The following is a 21702-nucleotide window of genomic DNA, read 5'->3' on the forward strand; positions in this document are numbered from 1 at the left end:
GCAGCGGTGCCAATCATCACAAACGTAGGTTGGGCCATGCCCAACATTTGCTGGGCGGGGCCCAGCCTACATTCAACATTCATGCCAGACGCCAAGCACAAAAAAACCCGCCAGACTTACATCGGACGGGTTCTTTCTGAAACAGGTAAAGCTTAGTGCTTGCCCAGTTTCTCGCGAAGCTGCTGGCCAGTATATATCGCCGCAGCTGGCTGCGTTTCAGCAGCACAAATCACAGGTATAAAAAAACCCACGCTGAGTAAACAGAGTGGGTTCTTTCAGAAGAATACCGGTAAAGCTTAGTGCTTGCCCAGTTTCTCGCGAAGCTGCTGAATGGTACGCAGCTGAGCTGCGGCTTCAGCCAGCTGAGTCAGGGCGCGGGAGTAATCAAGGTCGGAACTCTGATTTTCCAGTGCCTGCTCGGCGTGCTTCTTGGCTTCCAGTGCAGCGGCTTCATCAACGTCATCAGCGCGAATTGCGGTGTCAGCCAGAATGGTTACGACATTCGGCTGAACTTCCAGGAATCCACCTGAAACGTAGATAACCTCTTCCGCGCCACCTTGTTTGACGACACGGACTGGGCCAGGCTTCAGGGGAGTCAGCAGGGCAGCGTGGCCCGGCTCAATACCCAGTTCACCCATCTGGCCAGAAGCGATTACTCGCTCTACCAGACCACCAAAGAGGCTTTCTTCTGCACTGACGATATCGCAGTGTACGGTCATCGCCATAACGTTGTCCTCAGGTTGAGGAGGCGGAATCAACCGGGGTTAATTCCGCCAGCCCGGATTACATGTTTTTGGCTTTCTCGATCGCTTCGTCGATGGTGCCAACCATGTAGAAGGCCTGCTCTGGCAGTTCGTCGAATTCACCGTTCAGGATGCCCTGGAAACCACGGATGGTTTCTTTCAGTGAAACGTACTTACCAGGAGCGCCGGTGAAGATCTCGGCCACGTGGAATGGCTGAGACAGGAAGCGCTCAATCTTACGAGCACGGGCTACCAGCTGCTTGTCTTCGTCGGACAGTTCGTCCATACCCAGAATCGCGATGATGTCTTTCAGCTCTTTGTAGCGCTGCAGAACATTCTGAACGCCACGAGCTACGTCGTAGTGTTCGTTACCGATTACCAGTGGGTCCAACTGACGAGAGGTGGAATCCAGTGGGTCGATCGCCGGGTAAATACCTTTGGACGCGATGTCACGGGACAGTACTACGGTGGAGTCCAGGTGAGCAAAGGTGGTCGCTGGGGATGGGTCAGTCAAGTCATCCGCAGGAACGTATACCGCCTGGATAGAAGTAATGGAGCCGTTCTTGGTGGAGGTAATACGCTCCTGCAGAACACCCATCTCTTCAGCCAGAGTAGGCTGGTAACCTACCGCAGAAGGCATACGACCCAGCAGTGCAGAAACCTCGGTTCCCGCCAGGGTGTAACGGTAGATGTTGTCAACGAACAACAGTACGTCTTTACCTTCGTCACGGAACTTCTCGGCCATGGTCAGACCAGTCAGTGCAACACGCAGACGGTTACCCGGCGGCTCGTTCATCTGACCGTAAACCATTGCTACCTTGGAAGCGGCTTTGTCGTCCAGGTTTACAACACCGGATTCAGCCATTTCGTAGTAGAAGTCGTTACCTTCACGAGTACGCTCACCAACACCAGCGAATACGGACAGACCGGAGTGTGCCTTCGCAATGTTGTTGATCAGCTCCATCATGTTTACGGTTTTACCTACACCGGCACCACCGAACAGACCAACTTTACCACCCTTGGCGAATGGGCAAACCAGGTCAATTACCTTGATACCGGTTTCCAGCAGGTCAGTGGAGTTTGCTTGCTCGTCGAAGCTTGGCGCTTTACGGTGGATAGAGTAGGTCTCTTTCTCACCGATAGGGCCACATTCGTCGATCGGACGACCCAATACGTCCATGATGCGACCCAGAGTCTCGGTACCAACAGGCACGGAGATTGGAGCACCAGTGTTAGTCACGTTCAGGCCACGCTTCAGGCCTTCAGTGGAGCCCATTGCAATAGTACGAACTACGCCGTCGCCCAGCTGCTGCTGAACTTCCAGGGTGGTTTCGGTACCATCAACGGTCAGGGCGTCGTAGACCTTTGGTACTGTGTCGCGTGGGAATTCCACGTCGATTACGGCACCGATGATCTGTACGATAGATCCGCTCATTTTCGGTTCCTCTTAACTTAAAACCTATGTGCCCGGCTTATACAGCCGCGGCGCCGCCAACGATTTCAGAGATTTCCTGGGTGATCGCCGCCTGACGAGCCTTGTTGTACAACAGGTTCAGGTCGTTGATCATGCTGCCCGCGTTATCGGTGGCGTTTTTCATCGCCAGCATACGCGCAGCCTGTTCACAGGCGTTGTTCTCAACCACACCCTGATACACTTGAGACTCAATGAAGCGAACCAGCAGGCTGTCGATGATTTCTTCAGCACCAGGCTCGTAGATGTAGTCCCATGAGTGATCACGGGTGAACTCTTCATCTGCTTTCAGCGGCAGAATTTGTTCCGCAACCGGCTGTTGGGTCATGGTGTTCACAAAGCGGTTGTGGACGATGTAGAGGCGATCAATCTTGCCTTCATCGTACGCATCCAACATCACTTTCACCGCACCGATCAGACTGGACAGTTCAGGCGCATCACCCAGGTGGGCAGAAGAAGCCAGAACGTTGCCACCAAAGTTGTTGAAAAACAGGGAAGCTTTTGCACCGATGGAGCAGAAGTCCACATCAACACCCTGGTCTTTCCATTCTTTGGACTGCTGGGCAACACGCTTGAACAGGTTGTTGTTCAAACCGCCACACAGGCCACGGTCGGAGGAAACCACAATGTAACCAACGCGTTTCACGTCGCGATCTTGCAGATAACGATGGCGGTATTCAGAAGTCGCGTTAGCCAGATGGCCAATTACGTTACGGATTTTTTCCGCGTAGGGGCGGCTTTTTTCCATACGCAGCTGAGCGCGACGCATTTTACTTACAGCAACTTTTTCCATTGCTGAAGTAATTTTCTGCGTGCTTTTTACGCTCGTAATCTGCTCTTTAATTTCTTTACCGACTGCCATAATTAAGCTGCCTTACGTTGAAGGTTGAATCCAGCTGGCAGCACCCGAGGGGCCGCCAGCACAGGACTTACCAGGACTGTGAGTTCTTGAAGGTTTCAATACACTCAATCAGGCCAGCCTTAATCTCGTCGTTGTAGTCGCCCTTAACGTTGATCTTCGCCATCAGTTCAGCAAATTCGCTGTTGGCGTAGCTCAGCAGAGCAGCTTCAAAGGACTTGATCTTGGCTACATCAACGTCTTCCAGGAAGCCTTCAGTAGCAGCGAAAATCACCAGACCCATTTCAGCAGTAGACATAGGGGCGTACTGACCTTGCTTCATCAGCTCGGTTACGGCCTTACCATGTTCCAGCTGCTTACGGGTAGCTTCGTCCAGGTCAGAAGCAAACTGGGCAAATGCCGCCAGTTCACGGTACTGAGCCAGAGCCAGACGAATACCGCCACCCAGCTTCTTGATGATCTTGGTCTGTGCAGCACCACCTACACGGGATACAGAGATACCCGCGTTCATCGCCGGACGTACGCCGGAGTTGAACAGGTTGGTTTCCAGGAAGATCTGACCGTCAGTAATGGAAATTACGTTGGTCGGTACGAACGCAGAAACGTCGCCACCCTGGGTTTCGATGATTGGCAGAGCGGTCAGGGAACCGGTCTTGCCTTCAACACCGCTTACAGACTTCACGTAGTCAGCGTTTACGCGACATGCACGTTCCAGCAGACGGGAGTGCAGGTAGAAAACGTCACCCGGGTATGCTTCACGGCCTGGTGGGCGCTTCAGCAACAGGGAGATCTGACGGTATGCCCAGGCTTGCTTGGTCAAATCGTCATATACGATCAGAGCATCTTCACCGTTGTCCAGGAAGTATTCACCCATCGCACAACCGGAGTATGGAGCCAGGAACTGCATTGCTGCAGGATCGGCTGCACCAGCGGCAACGATGATGGTGTGTTCCAGAGCGCCGTGCTCTTCCAGCTTACGTACAACGTTAGCAATGGAAGACTGCTTCTGACCTACGGCAACGTAGATACACTTAACGCCGGTACCTTTCTGGTTGATGATGGCGTCGATCGCCATCGCAGTCTTACCAGTCTGACGGTCACCAATCACCAGCTCACGCTGGCCACGGCCTACCGGTACCATGGAGTCAACGGCCTTGTAGCCGGTCTCCAGTGGCTGGTCTACACCCTGACGGGCGATAACGCCTGGTGCAACACGCTCAACCGGACGCATTTCTGCGGCTTCGATTGGGCCTTTGCCGTCGATTGGGTTACCCAGAGTATCTACAACACGACCCAGCAGAGCCTTGCCAGTAGGTACTTCCAGAATACGACCAGTACACTTGGCAGTCTGACCTTCAGCCAGATCCTGGTAATCACCCAGGATAACCGCGCCAACAGAGTCGCGTTCCAGGTTCAGTGCCAGACCGTATACGTTGCCTTCAAATTCAATCATTTCACCGTACATGGCGTCAGCCAGACCGTGAATACGAACGATACCGTCGGATACAGATACGACGGTGCCCTCGTTCTGGGCTTGTGAAGTCACATCGAGACTTTCGATGCGCTTTTTAATGACTTCACTGATCTCAGATGGATTCAGTTGCTGCATGCAATCGTCCCTCAATTAGGAGTTCATCGCTTCGGCCAACTTTGACAGCTTGCCTTTGATTGAGCCGTCAATAACCAGGTCGCCTGCACGGATCACAGCGCCACCGATGAGAGACTCATCAACTTCGCTGGACATGTGTACATCGCGTTGCAGTTTGGCTTTCAGTGCCTGGGCCAGTTTGTCTGACTGTTCATCGCTCAGTGCGAACGCGGATGTCACAACAACATCGATCGAGTTCTGCAGGTCTGCCTTGTACTCTTCGTACATGGCAGCGATGGTGGTCAGCAACGGCAGGCGCTTGTTTTCGGCCAGAACGTTTACCAGGTTTTTGGCTGCGCCATTAAGCTTGTCGCCACATACGTCTACCAGAGCCTGTGTTTGCTGGCTGGCAGTCAGAGAAGGGTGCTCAAGCACCTTGGCCATATCTGCGTCTGCAGTGTAGGCGGCAAGAACGGCCAGATCGTCAGACCAGGCGTCCAGTGCATTCTTCTCTTGTGCTTCAGCAAACACGGCTTTGGCGTATGGCCGAGCGAGAGTAGTTAATTCAGCCATGGCAACCTCGCTTAAAGCTCTTCAGTCAGTTGGTTCAGTACATCAGCGTGAGCAGATGCGTCGACTGACTTGCCCAGGATCTTGGCTGCGCCGACAACGGCCAGTTCAGATACCTGCTTGCGCAGAGCTTCTTTCGCGCGGTTTACCTCTTGCTCAACTTCAGCTTGAGCAGCGGCAACAATGCGGTCACCTTCGGCGCGGGCCGTATCTTTGGCTTCGTCGACGATTTGGTTAGCACGCTTGTTAGCCTGTTCGATGATTTCGGCCGCTTTTTCCTTGCTTTCACGCAGTTGGGAAGCGGCTTTTTCTTGGGCCAGTTCCAGGTCGCGTTCTGCACGGTTTGCTGCGTCCAGACCATCGGCAATTTTCTTTTCACGTTCCTGCATGGCGCTGGTAATTGGTGGCCAGACGTACTTCATGCAGAACCAGACGAAAATCGCGAAGGCAATCAATTGACCCAGGATGGTCAGATTCATGTTCACGGCGATTTACCTCTTACGAATTCGTTGGTCAGGTTTCATCAAGACGATCCATCACTGGATCGCTCGGGTGATTAGCCTGCTACAACGAAGATCAGGTACATCGCGATACCAACACCGATCATTGGAACAGCATCCAGCAGACCTGCCATCAGGAAGGTTTTGGTTTGCAGCTGTGGACCCAGCTCAGGCTGACGTGCAGTACCTTCGATCAGCTTGCCACCCAGCAGGGCGAAGCCAATACCAGTACCCAGGGCACCCAGACCAATCATGATTGCTGCAGCAATGTATACGAGTTCCATTTGAGACTCCTAAAGTTTGATTAAGTAAGTTTGTTACAGGTTAAATTTAACTGTCGATTCGCCTTAGTGGTCTTCGTGGGCCTGACTCAGATATACGATAGTCAGAACCATGAAGATGAACGCCTGCAGCGGAATCACCAGGATGTGGAAAATAGCCCACGGCACGTTCAGACCCCATTGGATGTAGAACGGCAGCAATGCAATCAGGATAAATACAACTTCACCGGCGTACATGTTACCGAACAAACGCAGTGCCAGAGACAGTGGTTTGGTCAGCAGGCCCAGTACTTCCAGGAACAGGTTGAACGGGATTGCAATCGGGTGGTTGAACGGGGTCAACGTCAGTTCCTTGGTGAAACCACCGATGCCTTTGACCTTGATGCTGTAGTAGATAATCAGCAGGAAGACACCCAGCGACAGACCCAGCGTACCGTTAGGATCAGCTGTTGGTACGATCTTGAAGTATTCCAGACCCATGGCGTGAGCGATGCTCGGTACCAGATCAACCGGCAGCCACTTGAGGGAGTTCATCAGGAAAACCCAGACAAAAATAGTCAGGGCCAGCGGCGCAACCAGCGGGTTACGACCGTGGAAAGTTTCTTTCACAGTGCCGTCAACGAAGCCCACAACAGACTCAACGAAGTTCTGCAGCTTGCCTGGTTGATCAGACGTTGCAGACTTGGCGACCTTGCGGAACAACCAGCAGAACAGAATACCCATTGCCAGGGACCAGCCCAGGGAGTCAACGTGGAAGGCCATAAAGCCCATATCCGCTGCTTCCTGACCATTGTGAGCCATGGTCCAGGTGGATTCTGTCAGTACCGTTTCGTTACCGTCGTGGTCTTGACGAACATAACCTTCAGGCAATTTGCCAAATGTAAGGTTGGTTAAATGGTGCGCAATATACTCTTGGGAGTTTCCAGCCATCGTACACTCTCAATCCAGATGTTTAAAAATTTGAGACTTTTGCTGAGGCCAGATGGCCCAGCTGCACCGTCATAAATCCTGCAAACAGTGCAAGTGCATTCAGGTCTTCGACGCGGATGAAGATGACAGAAAAAAACAGCGCCGTGAGAACAAATTTCCAGGTTTCGCCCTGGTAAAGCGATTGCACGATTTTCGGTGCCGACCGGGCACCGCTATAGCGGAACGCGCGCCAGATGAAGTAAGCGTTGGGGACTGCACAGGTGAGTCCTCCCATTAACGCCGACCTGGCGGCTACATCGCTATGTATCCAGGCAACACAAGCAGAAATCAGGGCCAGCGTCAGTTGCAAGATGACGATTCGATACGCTGGCGGGCGCGGCACAGTAGACAAACCGACCTCGTTTCATTGTTGGATTTCTGCTTAGGCCGATGCAAAAGCGCGGTGATTATATGGGCAACCCCTTTGCCCTTCAACCAGTTACGGTTCTTGACGTTGATTATTTGGTCGTAGTGCTTTGGACAGGGAGACAGATCAACAAAAGGAGGGGGTATCCGGCGCCAGCGCCGTGGTTACAGGGCTTTACGGACAGGGGAAGGGGTAAAAAAGGACAAATGTGCCTGCAGGGCATGACACTTTGGTCTCATACCCTGCAATGCCAGCTTATTGAATGTGGCCCAAAATGCCGTCCAGCTCATCCAGACTGCTGTAATTGATCACCAGCTTGCCCTTGCCTTTGGCGTTATGGCTGATGGAGACATTGGCCCCCAGACGCTCACCCAGCACACGTTCCAGTCGCTCGACATCGGCATCCGGGCGGGCTTTGGGCGCTTGTTCCTGCTGCTGTTTTTGCTCATGAGCACGCACCAGGGTCTCGGTTTGACGCACGGTCAAGGCCTTGGCGACCACTTGTGCCGCGGCATCACTCTGGGCCTGACCTTCCAGCCCCAAAAGCGCACGGGCGTGGCCCATTTCGATGTCGCCATTTTCCAGCAGCGTCTTGACGTCCGGGTTGAGCTTCATCAGACGCAACAGGTTGGCGATGGTGGTGCGGTTTTTACCCACCGCCTTGGCCACTTCCTGCTGGGTCAGCTCAAATTCCTGCTGCAAGCGGTGCAGGGCAATGGCTTCTTCCATCGGATTGAGGTTTTCGCGCTGGATGTTTTCGATCAGCGCCATGGCAATGGCGGCTTCATCCGGCACATCACGGATCAGCACCGGAATCACGTCCAGTCCAGCCAGTCGACTGGCACGCCAGCGACGCTCACCGGCGATGATTTCAAAGCGCTGGTCGTCTGCGGCCAGGCGACGCACCACAATTGGCTGCATCAGACCCTGGGCCTTGATCGAGGCCGCCAGCTCTTCGAGGGCTTCAGGCTCCATATCACGACGAGGCTGGTACTGGCCCGGCTGCAACACGTCCAGTGCCAGCTCGGTCAGTTCACCGTCCTTGCGGACTTCGGGTTCTGCTACCGGTGCCGCAGCGGCTTCGGCCACCTCGACAGCGGGTTCGTCTGCTACCGCCTGGCTGCCTGCCAACAGGGCATCGAGGCCTCGGCCAAGGCCACGTTTGCGTTTGGTCATATCTAGTTCCGTAGTCTTACTGGGCAGTGGCGGCCACTGCACGATGGCGACGATTCATTTCACCCGCCAGCGCCAGATAGGCGATGGCACCACGGGAATTACGGTCGTACATCAATACCGGAATGCCGTGGCTGGGGGCTTCGGCCAGTCGCACGTTGCGCGGAATCACAGTGTCGTAGACACGGTCGCCAAAGTGCTGTTGTAGCTGAGCCGATACTTCATTGGTCAGACCGTTGCGTGGGTCGTACATGGTCCGCAACAGGCCTTCAATCTTGAGTTCCGGGTTGTAGGCGTCCTTGATGGAATCAATGGTTTCCATCAGCGCGCTGAGACCTTCCAGGGCGTAATACTCACATTGCATTGGAATCACCACACCACTGGATGCCACCAGCGCGTTGATCGTCAGCATGTTCAGCGACGGCGGACAGTCGATCAGGATGTAGTCGTAACGGTCACGCACCCGGTCGAGTGCCTTGCTGAGGCGCTGTTCGCGACCAATCACGTTGATCAGCTCCACTTCAGCAGCCGTCAGGTCGGCGTTCGATGGCAACAGGTCATAACCGGCATCGGCTGCTGGCACGATGGCGTCTTCAATCTCACAACGCTTGGTCAGCACTTCGTAGAGAGAGTTTTCCAGCGAGTACTTATCAACCCCACTGCCCATGGTGGCGTTGCCCTGCGGGTCCAGATCGAGCAGCAGCACCCGGCGCTTGGTCGCCGCCAGCGATGCCGACAGGTTAATGGCTGTGGTGGTTTTTCCGACCCCACCTTTCTGGTTTGTGATCGCCAAAATCATAGTTTGCCACTCTGGAGAAATATCAGTGTTGATCAACGGCTTTCAGACGCAACATATGGCGCTGTCCTTCGACACCCGGCACTTCGATAGGATACGAGGCTTCCAGTTCATATCCCGCTGGCAGTGCATCCAGCTCTTGCTGCGGAAACTGGCCTTTCATGGCCAGGAAGCGGCCATTGTCAGCGCGCAGGTGCTGACACCAGCTAACCATGTCCTGCAATGAGGCAAACGCCCGGCTGGCAATCATATCGAAGGGTTCTGGTGGATGATACGCCTCAACCCGGTCGTTCACGATGGTCACGTTGGTCAAACCCAGTTCGGTTTTGGCCTGGAACATGAAGCGGGTCTTTTTGCCATTGCTGTCGAGCAGGGTCAGGCGTTTGTTCGGGTACATGATGGCCAGAATCATGCCTGGCAGGCCCGGACCGGTACCCACATCAATGATGTTTTCGCCTTCGGCAAAGAAGGACACCACTGCCAGACTGTCGAGCAAATGCAGATCGACCATTTTTTCAGGGTCACGGATCGAGGTCAGGTTATAGGCCTTGTTCCATTTGATCAGCAGGGACAAGTAGCCCAGCAGCAATTCAACCTGTTGTTCGGTGGGTTCCAGCTGCATGCGTTGCAAACCGGCCATCAGGCGGCGACGCATGGATTCAGAAATACCAGCCAGCAGCGACATATATCTTTTATCCGGTTCGGGGAGAGACTCGATTCTAGCGCGAAATACCGACAACAACAGACTGCCAATGTCGGACAATGGATCGCAGGCTGCGACCCATTCGCGAAAGGGGGCGGATACTAGCACAAAGGGCATACCCGCCGTCATGAACTGTGACGGAATTCTTGCAATCCCGTCGATTCAGATAGGCCACCCGATGCCGTCAGGGGTTCAGGTGGCCGTTAAGGTGACGGTTCAGGCGACGGTTTTGTTGGCCAGATTGCGCTTTTTCAGATGAATCAGAATCTGGCTGATGGCCGCCGGGGTAATGCCCTGAATGCGAGAGGCCACACCGAGGGTTTCCGGCTGCAGGTCTTGCAGCTTTTGCTTCACTTCATTGGACAGACCACCAATGGCCGAGTAATCCAGATCCTCTGGCAGGCGGGTGTTTTCGTAGCGACGCAGCTGCTCAATTTCTTCCAACTGACGGGCTATATAGCCGTCGTACTTGGCCTGAATTTCCACCTGCTCGGCAACCCGGGCATCAGCGGATGCCGGCTCACCCTTAAGAGTCGCGATCTGGTCGTAGGTCAGACCCGGACGTTTGAGCAGGTCGTGGAGGTTGTACTCGCGGGTAATCGCCGCCTCACCCAGGCCTTCCAGCGCCTCCGCTTCGGCGGTTTTTGGCTGCACCCAGGTGGTTTTCAGGCGCTGGGATTCCAGCTCGATGGCTTCGCGCTTTTCACAGAAGGCGGCCCAACGCACGTCATCAACAATACCCAGCTCACGGCCAATTTCGGTCAGGCGCAGGTCGGCATTGTCTTCACGTAGCACCAGACGGTATTCCGCCCGACTGGTGAACATGCGGTACGGCTCCTTGGTCCCCATGGTGATCAGGTCGTCGACCAATACACCAATATAGGACTGGTCACGGCGCGGTACCCACAGGTCTTTTTCCATCGCCCGCAAGGCGGCGTTGGTGCCGGCCAGCAAACCCTGGGCACCGGCTTCTTCATAACCTGTGGTGCCGTTGATCTGACCGGCGAAGAACAGGTTATTGATGCAGCGGGTTTCCAGCGAGTGCTTCAACTGCTGAGGGTTGAAGTAATCGTATTCAATGGCGTAACCCGGACGGGTAATGTGGGCGTTCTCGAAACCACGCATCGACTGGATGTAATCAATCTGCACATCAAACGGCAGACTGGTGGAAATACCGTTGGGGTACAGCTCGTTGCTGTTAAGGCCTTCCGGCTCAACAAATACCTGGTGGCTGTCCTTGTCGGCGAAGCGGGTCACCTTGTCTTCAATAGAAGGGCAGTAACGCGGACCCACACCGTCGATGTTGCCGGAGTACATGGCCGAACGGTGCAAATTGTTGCGAATGATCTCGTGGGTCTTTTCATTGGTATGAGTGATGTAGCAGCACACCTGCTCCGGGTGCTGGTCTACCGACCCCATAAACGACATCACGGGCAGAGGGGTATCGCCCCACTGTTCCTGCATAACGGAAAAGTCGACGCTGCGACGGTCGATTCGCGCCGGCGTACCGGTTTTCAAACGACCCACATCAAATGGCATCTCGCGCAGGCGCTGGGCCAGTGCAATCGATGGGATATCCCCAGCACGTCCACCGGCGTGGTTTTCCAGACCAATGTGAATCTTGCCCCCCAGGAAAGTACCGGCAGTCAGCACCACGGTTGTTGAGTGGATGCGTACCCGGCTGTCAGTCACCACACCGCACACCGTTGCACCCACACCGTCGCCATCCATGATCAGGTCATCACAGCCCGCCTGGAAGATCTCCAGATTGGGCTGATTCTCGACGATGTTGCGAATTGCCGCCCGATACAGCTGACGGTCAGCCTGGGCACGCGTAGCACGAACCGCCGGACCTTTGCGGCTGTTAAGGGTACGGAACTGAATGCCGCCAAGATCGGTGGCGATCGCCATGGCACCACCGAGGGCATCAATTTCCTTCACCAGATGGCTCTTGCCGATGCCGCCAATTGCCGGGTTGCAGGACATCACGCCGACGGTGTCGGTGTTGTGGGTTAACAACAGGGTCTTGCTTCCGGCACGGGCTGCCGCAAGGGCCGCCTCCGTACCAGCATGACCACCGCCAACCACAATCACGTCATATCGAACGGGATATTCCACTGCAACCTCACATACTCAAGGGGAAAAGGGCGCGGAGTATACCAACTTCCCCCGCACACAGATAGCTTGCTGTGCAATTCTTGAACAAAGCAACCATCCACACCAGATATTCATTGAAACAAGCTGTAAATAACCTTTTCCACAACCCTTGAATAACTTAAATTTTCCCAGTTATTTCAAGGGTTTTGGCTGTTTATAACTCAAGAATGAAGAATCAGTTTCAAAAACAGCGGAAATTTCAGAAAGCAGGTTTTCACCAGAATTTACCGCTCAATAACAAGGGTTTGCCACATCTTTCAACAGACTTATCTACAGCCAAAACAGGATTTTTGACCAAACAGTCAATAAGAAAAAGTAAGATTCGCCCAAAAAAGAGGCCAGCGAGCCGCAGTTAAAACAGGGCTTCGCTGGAAATGGATTCAAGAAAGAAGGAGGGGTGAGGCTTGCGCTCAGGCGTCGGTTTCGTCATCTGCCGCCACGGCAGAGAAAATCATGTAGTAAACAAGCTCGGAACCACGGATGAAAAACTCCAACTCGCCATTGGCAGTCAGGGTCGCGTAACCGCGCACATCCTTGGCGTTGTAGTCGTCGCAGTTCTTACGTTCGGTGATCGACACACTGTAAAGGTTAAAGTCGCTGTCGACCGGAGTGATGTAGCCATCAAAGGTGCAACCACCGGTAACCGAGGTAATCGCCCGCAAGCTCGCGGTACCGGCCAGCGGCTCGATGTACAGGGAGTAATCCCCGGCACTCCACTGGCCAACCACCTGGGAAATACTGGCGTTGTTGTCCCAGGTGCCGTCGTCCGACAGCAGGAAATTGCCCGCGCTGGTGTCGTTCTCGTAGTCGCCTACCAGGGTGTCGGCACTGGTGGTCGTCGAGTAGGCCAGACCTTCCATCACATAGCTTTGAGTGGTGCCATCGGCGAGGTAGTGCAAGGCCGTTTCATCACTGGCGGTGATCAGGTAGGAGGTCAGCTCCATCACCGCGATCTGGGTGGTTTCATCCAGCGAAATGGTGCCGTAGTAGCCCTGTGTAGCATCCAGTGCGTACACCGTGCCCTGGTAGATCAGTACCCGCAGGTCGCCGGTCTGATCAAACTGGCCATCCCAGAAGCCGTTCAGGGTCAGGGTTTCACGGCTGACTTCGTTGCCCAGCTCGTTGGTGACGTCATCGTCGTTGTCGACCGATATACAGCCGGCCAACAGCAAGGCCAGGGCAGTGGAGGCGATCAAGCGCATAGGTAAAGCTCCCGTTTCAGTCCCTTAACCATAGTCAAGAAATTCACCGCCAGCAGCGGCACCACAAGGATTTCGGGCAGACACTGACAAGGGCGTTATCAAGGGCATAGAGACAGCAACGGCCGCTTTGGCTCGGACTTTAGTCGGTAATTGTTAATTTTTTGAACAAAATCCACTTCCGGGCGTTCTCATAATTCCTAACAACCGATAGACTTTTGATCATATTCTGCACAGGGAGAAGGGCCATGAGTGACACCAGAGAACATCTGAAATCGATTGCGACCGACCAGATCTGTACCAAAAACCTGGCTGCCGCGAGTTTCCGCGAAATGGGCAAGGCAGCAGGCATTAAATCCAGCTCTGTGCATTACCACTTCAAGAGCCGCGACGCCTTGTTGCTGGAGCTGATCAAGGACTATCAGAAGGCCTTTTTCGAGCTGCTGGAAGAGCGCACCGAAGGCACCAGCGGCAAGCAACGGCTGCAGGTGCTGTGCGATGTCTTTACTGAATACTTCACCAAAGACCGCCAGTGCATGGCAAGCGCCTATTCGGCGGGCACCCACGAGCTGACGGCCGACAGTTTTGCTGCCACCAATGAGTTCTACGATGCCTTGTATGAATGGGTGCTGGAGTCGCTGGCTAACGTGCGCTTTATGTCGTTGGGCCGCGAAGCCCTGGCACGGGTGGTGGTGTCGTCCCTGCAAGGCGCTTTGGTCGCCGACCGGGTTCGCAACGATGCGGTCAATCTGGCGGCCGTACAGGACTGGATCGCCTCGCTTTAACACCTGCTCAGGCTGATTCTGAAAGCCATTTCAGTAATGCCTTTCCTGAAAAGAACAGCTGTCCAGTGCTTTCAGCATTCATGGGCAGCTGTCTTTCATTTTTCCACTTTTTTGGTTTTTTCACCGTTCTTGTGAAAAAGATCAGGTAAATCGACTGTGGGTTTTGGCGTTAGAATTTGTTCATCATTTAACCTCTGACGAGCATCTCTACCCAAGACTATGGAAACCAGCCAACAAACCTCTGAGCAAACCACCGTATCCTCAATTCCAGCCGATCACGACCGTGAAGAAGAGCTGTGTTTTATTCGCTCAGGGAACTGATTGGCCGCAGCCGTCACACCTGATTCGAGTGCTACGGAGTGAGTATTCGCTTACTCCGTAACATCCGCTTTATCGGTATAGCCCTTCAGTGGCCTGACCTTATTTACCGATACAGAACGACCCGAAGATTTCACCCAGCAAATCGTCGGCACTGAACTCCCCGGTAATTTCTCCCAGCGCTTTCTGCGCCGCCCGCAAATCTTCAGCCAGCAGTTCTCCTGCGCCCATACCTAACAACTGGTGCATGCCGTTATCAAGCGCCTCTGCCGCCCGGTTCAGAGCGTCGACGTGACGACGACGGGCGAGGAAGCCACCTTCCGACGCACTGTCGTAACCCATCACGTCCTTGAGGTGCTCACGCAGCAGCTGAACCCCTTGCCGGGAGCGCGCTGACAGGGTCAGGGTTGGGAAGCCATCGCGGTCGCCAAAGCCAACCTGTTCGCCAGAAACGTCGGCCTTGTTACGCACCACCGTAATCCGGCCACTGTTCAGCAAGGCATCGGTTTGCTGCTGCAGGCCGCTTTCGTCGTACAGCGCATGCAGCAGCTGCTGTGGATCGGTTTCAGCACTGGTGCTGTCGATCATCAGCAGCACCCGGTCGGACTGGCGAATTTCGTCCCAGGCGCGCTGGATACCAATACGCTCCACTTCATCCGGCGCATCACGCAGGCCCGCGGTATCGATGATGTGCAGGGGCATGCCATCAATGTGAATGTGTTCGCGCAGAACGTCGCGGGTGGTCCCGGCAATGTCGGTCACAATGGCCCGTTCCTGACCGGCCAGAGCGTTCAGAAGTGAGGACTTACCTGCATTGGGACGCCCGGCAATCACCACGTTCATGCCTTCGCGCAAAATGGTCCCTTGGTTGGCCGCCTGAATCACATCCGCCAACGCAGCACGGGCATCGCGCAGCATGCCTTCGACTTTGCCATCCGACAGGAAGTCGATTTCTTCTTCCGGAAAATCAATCGCGGCTTCGACGTAGATACGCAGTTGCACCAGCGCGTCCAGCAGGGTTTGCACCCGGGCGGAAAACTCCCCTTGCAGCGAGCGCAGGGCGCAGCGCGCAGCCTGTTCAGAGGCTGAGTCGATCAGGTCGGCAATGGCCTCGGCCTGGGTCAGATCCATCTTGTCGTTGAGGAACGCCCGTTCGGAAAACTCACCAGGGCGAGCCAGCCGGGCACCTCGCGCGACACAGTCGTTCAGCAGCAGATCGAGCACCACCGGGCCACCGTGGCCTTGCAGTTCGAACACGTCTTCGCCAGTGAACGAATTGGGGCCAGGAAAGTACAGCGCAATGCCTTCATCCAGCACCACGGCGTCAGAGCTCGTGAATGGCCCGTAGTGGGCGTATCGCGGCTTTGCCTCACGCTGTATGACAGCCTGGCCGATTTCACGCGCCTGCGGCCCTGAGAGGCGAATGATGCCGACTCCACCACGGCCCGTAGCGGTGGCAATAGCGACAATGGTGTCCTGATGAATGGACTCAATCATGGCAATCCTCAATGACGTTGCGGCATGGCGGAACAGATAACGCAGTTTTACCACGAAAAACGGGAGCCGAAGCTCCCGTTTTCAGGTCAATCAAGCAAACGAAATCAGGCTTCGCGCTCGATCTGACGAGTGATGTAGTACTGCTGAGCGATGGACAGAATGTTGTTCACTACCCAGTACAGTACCAGACCAGCCGGGAACCACAGGAAGAAGATGGTGAACACAATTGGCATGAATTGCATCACACGCGCCTGCATCGGGTCTGGCGGAGTCGGGTTCAGCTTCATCTGGATGAACATGGAAGCACCCATGATCAGTGGCAGGATGAAGTATGGGTCCATTACGGACATGTCCTGAATCCACAGTGCAAACGGCGCCTGACGCAGTTCAACGGATTCCATCAGTACCCAGTACAGCGAGATGAAAACCGGCATCTGGATCAGGATTGGCAGACAGCCACCCAGCGGGTTGATCTTCTTGTCGCGGTACAGCTTCATCATTTCCTGACCCAGCTTCTCGCGGTTATCGGCGTACTTCTCTTTCAGTGCCTGCATTTCCGGCGCAACCTTACGCATGTTGGCCATGGAGCGGTAGCTCATTGCAGACGGGTAGAAGAACAGCAGCTTCACACACAGGGTCAGCAGGATAATCGCCACACCCCAGTTGCCGATCAGGCTGTGGAAGAAGGTCAGCACGTGGAACAGCGGCTGGGCGATGAACCACAACCAGCCGTAGTCGACGGTCAGGTTCAGGTTCTCAGCGATGTTTTCAAGGCTGTCCTGGTCCTTAGGACCGACGTACAGCTTGGCGCCAGTGGTCGCGGTTTCACCAGCTTCCACGTTCAGCGGCTGGTCGTAGAAACCAAAGATGTAGTTACCACGCACATAACGGCCGTTGTAGGTGTGCTGCTGATCCTGTGCCGGTACCCAGGCAGACAGGAAGTAGTGTTGCAGCATGGCTGCCCAACCACCTTCTTCAACGGCTTTGAAGCTGTCGTCTTCCAGGTCGTCAAACGTCACTTTCTCGTAACGGTTTTCGCTGGTTGTCAGCGCCGCACCGAGGTAGGACTGCATGCCCATACCACCGCTCTGGGATGGATCGGCAGAGCCGTCACGCTTCAGCTGGGCGTAGAAAATACCGCGCCAGTCGTTGTCGGAACGGTTGTGGATGCGGTACTGCACGTCAATCAGGTATTCGCCACGCTTGAAGGTGAATACTTTCTCGATCAGAGCCTTGTCGGTTTCCGTCGACAACACCACTTCCACCGCGTCAGAGCCGTCTTCCAGGCTGTAACGGTTGGTTTCAGCGTGGTACAGCGCAGCGCCATCGGTATCCACACCGTCACGCCCAATCAGACCACTCTGGGCCACGTAGGTACGACGCTGGTTGTTTTCCATCAGCACAAACGGCACGTCTGGCTTGTCGATGGAAACCGGGAATTGTGGCAGCAACACCTCGGTGATTTCACCACCGTTCGGGTTGATGGTGACTTTCAACACATCGGTATCGACAGTGATCAGCTCACCACTCGGTGCCTTGGCGGTGGTGGTCGGAGCCACTGCATCGCTGGCAACAGCAGGCAGCTCGGTGTCCGCAGAAGAGGCGGTTACCGGAGCGTCAGAGCTGACTTCAGACTCAATCGCAATGGGAGTATCAACCGTGGAATGGTGACCGTAGTCGTTATTCCAGTTGATGAAGAGCATGTAGCTTGTGATCGCCAAGCCAGCGTAAATAACCGTACGGCGGATATCCATGTTCAGGGTTTCCGTTGACAACAGTTGGAAGGGGAAGAATTCGGTTCAGGAACCAGATCAACGCCATGGGTGCCCCATGGGTGACACTTGCACAAACGCCGGGCGGTCAGCTGACTGCCTTTGAGTGCACCGTGTTTCTGGATAGCTTCTACCGCATAGGCAGAACAGGTCGGATAAAAACGACAGCGGGAGGGCAACAAGGGGCTGATGGCGTATCGATACACACCGACAAGCCACAAAAGCGCTTTGGCGGGAAGCTTAACGACGCTTTTTGTGTTTGTTACCGGACTTGCCATGATTGGGTCGCTTCAGTCGAAACCAGAGGGCGTCAATCATCTCACGTAACTCACGGTTGTCCAGTTTCGTCACACCGGAGCGGGCCAGAATCACGTAGTCACGGGACTCAAGCTCATGCTGGTGATGTCGAAAGGATTCGCGAATCAGACGTTTGACACGATTCCTGTCAACCGCATGTCTGATTTGCTTCTTGGCCAGCACAAAGCCCAGACGAGCATTCTGTTGCTGGTTTGAAGAAGCCAGGACAAGCAAGTGGGGAGTACTCCCGCGCCACCCGGTGTTATCAAAAACCCGTTTGAACTCAGCCGGTTTCAGAAGTCTGGCATCACGGCCAAAGCCAAATTCAGTCATTGATAACCCGTTGGTCGGGAGCATTTAGCTCGCTTAGGCAGACAGGCTCTTACGGCCTTTAGCACGACGACGTGCCAGAACCTGACGGCCATTCTTGGTAGCCATACGTGCACGGAAACCGTGGTTACGCTTGCGCTTCAGAACGCTTGGTTGAAATGTACGTTTCATAATCGGATACCCGGTTGAGTTTTGGGGTCAATTTTTAAGGGCGGCAATTGTATGAGAAAGCGACCCCAATGGCAATGGCGGATTTATAACCAATTTTGGTGACCGATTTGGCGGTTTTCGAACAGTTTTCAGTACTGATGAACAATGTTTGGTGATGAGAAAAAAGAGTGATTGTTGAAGTTGCTGCTGTTATGTCGCGCCAAGACTGTGAATAAGTCATTTAACGCCATGATTTAAAAGGATTTTTTATCTTCAAAACCTTGTCAGTTTACGGTGATGAGAATGGGATTAAGCTGACCGGAAGGGGTGGAAAAAAGCGCGCTTTGGTAGGCTGGTCATTTCCCGTCACGATTTTTTGTGGATGAAAATTCCATTTGTGCTCCGGTTTTCCACAGATTAACAGCTCTGGAATACGCATTTCTACTGGGTTTTGATTAAATCTCTGTTTAACTTGTGGATAACGTGGGAGTCATTGGATAGACTAGCGCCTCGTTTAAGCTATGTCGTGAAAAGAGGTGTATGTGACGGCTCTGTGGGAAGAGTGTTTGCGGTATCTGGAACATGAATTGCCAACCCAGCAGTACAACACCTGGATTCGGCCCTTGATTGCTTCCGAGCAGAACCAGCGCATGGTGCTGAGTGCACCCAACCGGTTTGTGAAGGACTGGGTCAAGGACAAGTACCTGACTCGCATTCAGGAAATTCTTTCTGAGCTGAATGGCGGTCGTCTGACGCACGTGGATCTGACGGTAGGGGAATCCCAGCCGATGTTCCGTGCGCCACAAGCCAGCACCGCGCCGCCACCCCCTCCGCCAGCCCCGGCTGCGCCACAAGCGCCAAGCTTTGCTGAAACCCGCGCGCGGGCGGAAGATGATGAGCCGATCCAGGATGACTTCATTGGTCACGGTAGCAATACTATAGAAGAAGCACCTGCACCGGTTGCGCCGGCGATGGCCGCGCCAAAGCAACCGGCGCCGCGTCGCGAAGTGCAGGTAGAAGGTGGTTTGAAGCACCGTTCGTTCCTGAACCCTTCCTTTACCTTCAAAACCTTTGTTGAAGGTAAGTCGAACCAGTTGGCTCAGGCGGCGGCTCGCCAGGTGGCAGAAAATGCTGGCGGCTCTTATAACCCCCTCTTTATATATGGCGGTGTCGGTCTGGGTAAGACTCACTTGATGCACGCCGTGGGGAATTTCCTGCAAACCAAGAACCCCAACGCCAAAGTGCTCTACGTTCACTCCGAGCGTTTTGTGCAGGACATGGTAAAAGCGCTGCAATTGAACGCCATTAACGAGTTCAAGCGGTTTTACCGGGGGCTGGATGCCTTACTGATTGACGACATTCAGTTTTTTGCGGGCAAGGAACGTTCCCAGGAAGAATTTTTTCATACCTTTAACGCCTTGTTGGAAGGCGGCCAGCAGATGATTCTGACCTGTGACCGCTATCCAAAAGAGATCAACGGTCTGGAAGAACGTTTGAAGAGCCGTTTCGGCTGGGGGCTGACGGTCGGCGTTGAACCGCCAGAACTGGAAACCCGGGTAGCCATTCTGATGAAAAAGGCCGAGCAAAGCGGTGTAGACTTGCCGGATGACGCCGCCTTTTTTGTGGCCCAGCGTATTCGCTCGAACGTGCGTGAGCTGGAAGGTGCCCTTAAACGAGTGATCGCCAGCGCCCAGTTCACCGGTAGCAAGATCGACCTTCCTTTTATCAAGGAATCGTTGAAAGACCTGCTGGCTTTGCAAGAGCGCCAGGTAAGCATTGATAATATTCAGCGTACCGTGGCTGAGTATTACAAAATCAAGATCTCTGATTTATCATCTAAGCGCCGGACCCGATCCATTGCTCGTCCACGCCAGGTGGCGATGGCCTTGAGCAAGGAATTGACCAACCACAGCTTGCCGGAAATTGGCGAAGCTTTTGGTGGTCGGGACCACACCACGGTGTTGCATGCCTGCCGTAAAGTAAAAGAGCTGCAACAGACCAACGCAGACGTGCTTGAGGACTACAAGAATCTGCTGCGTTCACTGACAACCTAGGACCTGAGTGGAGAACCATGAAATTCGTAATCTCTAGGGAAGCTTTGTTACGCCCCCTGCAACTGGTAGCGGGTGTTGTTGAAAAACGACAGACCCTGCCGGTGCTATCCAACGTACTGTTGGAAGTGCGTGGACAACAGCTGTCTCTGACAGGTACCGACCTTGAGGTGGAACTGATCGGTCGCGTTACCCTGGACGAGGTTGGGGTTGAAGGTGAAGTTACCGTACCCGGCAAGAAGCTGATGGACATCTGCCGTTCCTTGCAGGATGGCTCCCAGATTGAAATCGCGCTGGAAGACCAGCGTGTGAATGTACGCTCTGGTCGTTCACGTTTTACCTTGTCGACGCTGCCGGCTACTGAATTCCCGAACATTGAATCTGTTGGCGAAGAACAACAGTTCACCATGCAACAGCAAGTGCTGCGTCGTGCCATCGACCGCTCCAGCTTTGCCATGGCGCAACAGGACGTTCGTTACTACCTCAACGGCATGCTGTTTGAAGTGGGTGCTGACTCCCTGCGCACGGTCGCCACCGACGGTCACCGTCTGGCGACCTGTTGTGTGGATGTGGCTGGCCCGGACGAGCACTCCCAGATCATCGTACCGCGTAAGGGCGTACTGGAACTGGCGAAGCTGCTGACTGAAGGCGAGAACAGCGTCACCCTGTCGATCAGCAACAACCACCTGCGTGCCCGGACTGAAAACTTCACCTTCACCAGCAAGCTGGTGGACGGCAAGTTCCCGGACTACACCCGCGTGATTCCAAAGAACGGCTCCAACGTGCTGTTGGCCGACCGTCAGGAACTGCGTCAGGTGTTCCAGCGTACCGCGATTCTGTCCAACGAGAAGTACCGTGGCGTACGTCTGGTGCTGGGCCCGGATCTGCTGAAAGTGTTTGCCAACAACCCGGAGCAGGAAGAGGCGGAAGAATCCCTTGCGGTTGCCTATGATGGCAGCGGTCTGGAAATGGGCTTCAACGTATCCTACTTGCAGGACGTGATGTCGGTACTGAACACCGAACAGGTGAAAATGACCCTGTCTGACGCTAACAGCAGCGCGTTGCTGGAAGAGCCGGAGTCTGGTGATTCCCTGTACGTTGTGATGCCAATGCGTCTGTAGTCTCA

22 protein-coding genes are annotated in these 21702 nt (G+C 54.4%); 3 read left to right on the plus strand and 19 right to left on the minus strand.

Annotation, left to right across the window (positions count from 1 at the left end; translation table 11 throughout):
• Positions 1-296: 296 nt before the first annotated feature.
• The 14 genes from G516_RS0101030 to G516_RS0101095 all read right to left on the minus strand — a co-directional run bounded on the left by G516_RS0101030 (position 297) and on the right by G516_RS0101095 (position 13379).
• Complete coding sequence (locus G516_RS0101030) at positions 297-725, minus strand: F0F1 ATP synthase subunit epsilon (RefSeq protein WP_028292073.1); 429 nt, start codon at positions 723-725, stop codon at positions 297-299.
• 58 nt (positions 726-783) lie between these two features.
• On the minus strand, positions 784-2178 hold the full coding sequence (gene atpD / locus G516_RS0101035; RefSeq protein ID WP_028292074.1) for a F0F1 ATP synthase subunit beta: 1395 nt from the start codon (positions 2176-2178) through the stop codon (positions 784-786).
• 37 nt (positions 2179-2215) lie between these two features.
• The gene (gene atpG, locus G516_RS0101040) at positions 2216-3076 is read right to left on the minus strand and encodes a F0F1 ATP synthase subunit gamma (RefSeq protein WP_028292075.1); all 861 of its coding nucleotides are present in this window, start codon (positions 3074-3076) and stop codon (positions 2216-2218) included.
• Between the two features lie 67 nt (positions 3077-3143).
• Positions 3144-4682 carry a F0F1 ATP synthase subunit alpha gene (gene atpA / locus G516_RS0101045; protein WP_028292076.1) on the minus strand — a complete coding sequence of 513 codons (1539 nt, stop codon included), beginning with the start codon at positions 4680-4682 and terminating at the stop codon, positions 3144-3146.
• 15 nt (positions 4683-4697) lie between these two features.
• Entirely contained in the window at positions 4698-5234 is a 537-nt protein-coding gene (locus G516_RS0101050; protein WP_028292077.1) for a F0F1 ATP synthase subunit delta, read from the minus strand.
• An 11-nt stretch (positions 5235-5245) separates the two neighbouring features.
• The gene (locus tag G516_RS0101055) at positions 5246-5716 is read right to left on the minus strand and encodes a F0F1 ATP synthase subunit B (RefSeq protein ID WP_028292078.1); all 471 of its coding nucleotides are present in this window, start codon (positions 5714-5716) and stop codon (positions 5246-5248) included.
• Between the two features lie 71 nt (positions 5717-5787).
• The gene (gene atpE, locus G516_RS0101060) at positions 5788-6015 is read right to left on the minus strand and encodes a F0F1 ATP synthase subunit C (protein ID WP_028292079.1); all 228 of its coding nucleotides are present in this window, start codon (positions 6013-6015) and stop codon (positions 5788-5790) included.
• 63 nt (positions 6016-6078) lie between these two features.
• Positions 6079-6942 (minus strand): F0F1 ATP synthase subunit A, encoded by an 864-nt coding sequence (atpB, locus tag G516_RS0101065; RefSeq protein ID WP_028292080.1) that lies wholly within the window; start codon positions 6940-6942, stop codon positions 6079-6081.
• A 22-nt stretch (positions 6943-6964) separates the two neighbouring features.
• Positions 6965-7324: an ATP synthase subunit I gene (locus G516_RS20535; protein WP_245582591.1), complete on the minus strand. Its 360-nt coding sequence runs from the start codon at positions 7322-7324 to the stop codon at positions 6965-6967.
• Positions 7325-7603: 279 nt separating this feature from the next.
• Complete coding sequence (locus G516_RS0101075) at positions 7604-8524, minus strand: ParB/RepB/Spo0J family partition protein (RefSeq protein WP_028292082.1); 921 nt, start codon at positions 8522-8524, stop codon at positions 7604-7606.
• A gap of 16 nt (positions 8525-8540) precedes the next feature.
• A complete protein-coding gene (locus G516_RS0101080; RefSeq protein WP_036533744.1) occupies positions 8541-9320 on the minus strand; it encodes a ParA family protein in 780 nt (259 codons plus the stop codon).
• A 22-nt stretch (positions 9321-9342) separates the two neighbouring features.
• Positions 9343-10002, minus strand: a complete 660-nt coding sequence (gene rsmG, locus G516_RS0101085; RefSeq protein WP_051218809.1) for a 16S rRNA (guanine(527)-N(7))-methyltransferase RsmG — start codon at positions 10000-10002, stop codon at positions 9343-9345.
• 234 nt (positions 10003-10236) lie between these two features.
• Complete coding sequence (gene mnmG, locus G516_RS0101090; RefSeq protein ID WP_028292085.1) at positions 10237-12138, minus strand: tRNA uridine-5-carboxymethylaminomethyl(34) synthesis enzyme MnmG; 1902 nt, start codon at positions 12136-12138, stop codon at positions 10237-10239.
• A 449-nt stretch (positions 12139-12587) separates the two neighbouring features.
• Complete coding sequence (locus tag G516_RS0101095) at positions 12588-13379, minus strand: hypothetical protein (RefSeq protein WP_028292086.1); 792 nt, start codon at positions 13377-13379, stop codon at positions 12588-12590.
• Between the two features lie 245 nt (positions 13380-13624).
• Here G516_RS0101095 and G516_RS0101105 point away from each other — a divergent pair, with 245 nt between their 5' ends.
• On the plus strand, positions 13625-14161 hold the full coding sequence (locus G516_RS0101105; protein WP_028292087.1) for a TetR/AcrR family transcriptional regulator: 537 nt from the start codon (positions 13625-13627) through the stop codon (positions 14159-14161).
• A 420-nt stretch (positions 14162-14581) separates the two neighbouring features.
• On the opposite strand, the gene mnmE is transcribed toward G516_RS0101105, so the two are convergent.
• The 5 genes from mnmE to rpmH all read right to left on the minus strand — a co-directional run bounded on the left by mnmE (position 14582) and on the right by rpmH (position 18546).
• The gene (mnmE, locus tag G516_RS0101115) at positions 14582-15976 is read right to left on the minus strand and encodes a tRNA uridine-5-carboxymethylaminomethyl(34) synthesis GTPase MnmE (RefSeq protein ID WP_028292088.1); all 1395 of its coding nucleotides are present in this window, start codon (positions 15974-15976) and stop codon (positions 14582-14584) included.
• 104 nt (positions 15977-16080) lie between these two features.
• A complete protein-coding gene (gene yidC, locus G516_RS0101120; protein WP_028292089.1) occupies positions 16081-17730 on the minus strand; it encodes a membrane protein insertase YidC in 1650 nt (549 codons plus the stop codon).
• A 2-nt stretch (positions 17731-17732) separates the two neighbouring features.
• Positions 17733-18026 (minus strand): membrane protein insertion efficiency factor YidD, encoded by a 294-nt coding sequence (gene yidD / locus G516_RS24220; protein WP_084644782.1) that lies wholly within the window; start codon positions 18024-18026, stop codon positions 17733-17735.
• Complete coding sequence (rnpA, locus tag G516_RS0101125; RefSeq protein WP_322785963.1) at positions 17989-18402, minus strand: ribonuclease P protein component; 414 nt, start codon at positions 18400-18402, stop codon at positions 17989-17991. The genes yidD and rnpA overlap by 38 nt, the downstream gene beginning before the upstream one ends.
• A gap of 9 nt (positions 18403-18411) precedes the next feature.
• A complete protein-coding gene (rpmH, locus tag G516_RS0101130) occupies positions 18412-18546 on the minus strand; it encodes a 50S ribosomal protein L34 (RefSeq protein WP_028292091.1) in 135 nt (44 codons plus the stop codon).
• A 515-nt stretch (positions 18547-19061) separates the two neighbouring features.
• Here rpmH and dnaA point away from each other — a divergent pair.
• Together dnaA and dnaN are read left to right on the plus strand one after the other, a co-directional pair.
• A complete protein-coding gene (gene dnaA / locus G516_RS0101135; protein WP_407635445.1) occupies positions 19062-20579 on the plus strand; it encodes a chromosomal replication initiator protein DnaA in 1518 nt (505 codons plus the stop codon).
• Positions 20580-20596: 17 nt separating this feature from the next.
• The gene (gene dnaN / locus G516_RS0101140; RefSeq protein WP_028292093.1) at positions 20597-21697 is read left to right on the plus strand and encodes a DNA polymerase III subunit beta; all 1101 of its coding nucleotides are present in this window, start codon (positions 20597-20599) and stop codon (positions 21695-21697) included.
• The last annotated feature ends 5 nt before the right edge of the window (positions 21698-21702 follow it).

This window comes from Oceanobacter kriegii DSM 6294 (assembly GCF_000422845.1).
GTDB classification, from domain to species: Bacteria; Pseudomonadota; Gammaproteobacteria; order Pseudomonadales; family Oceanobacteraceae; genus Oceanobacter; species Oceanobacter kriegii.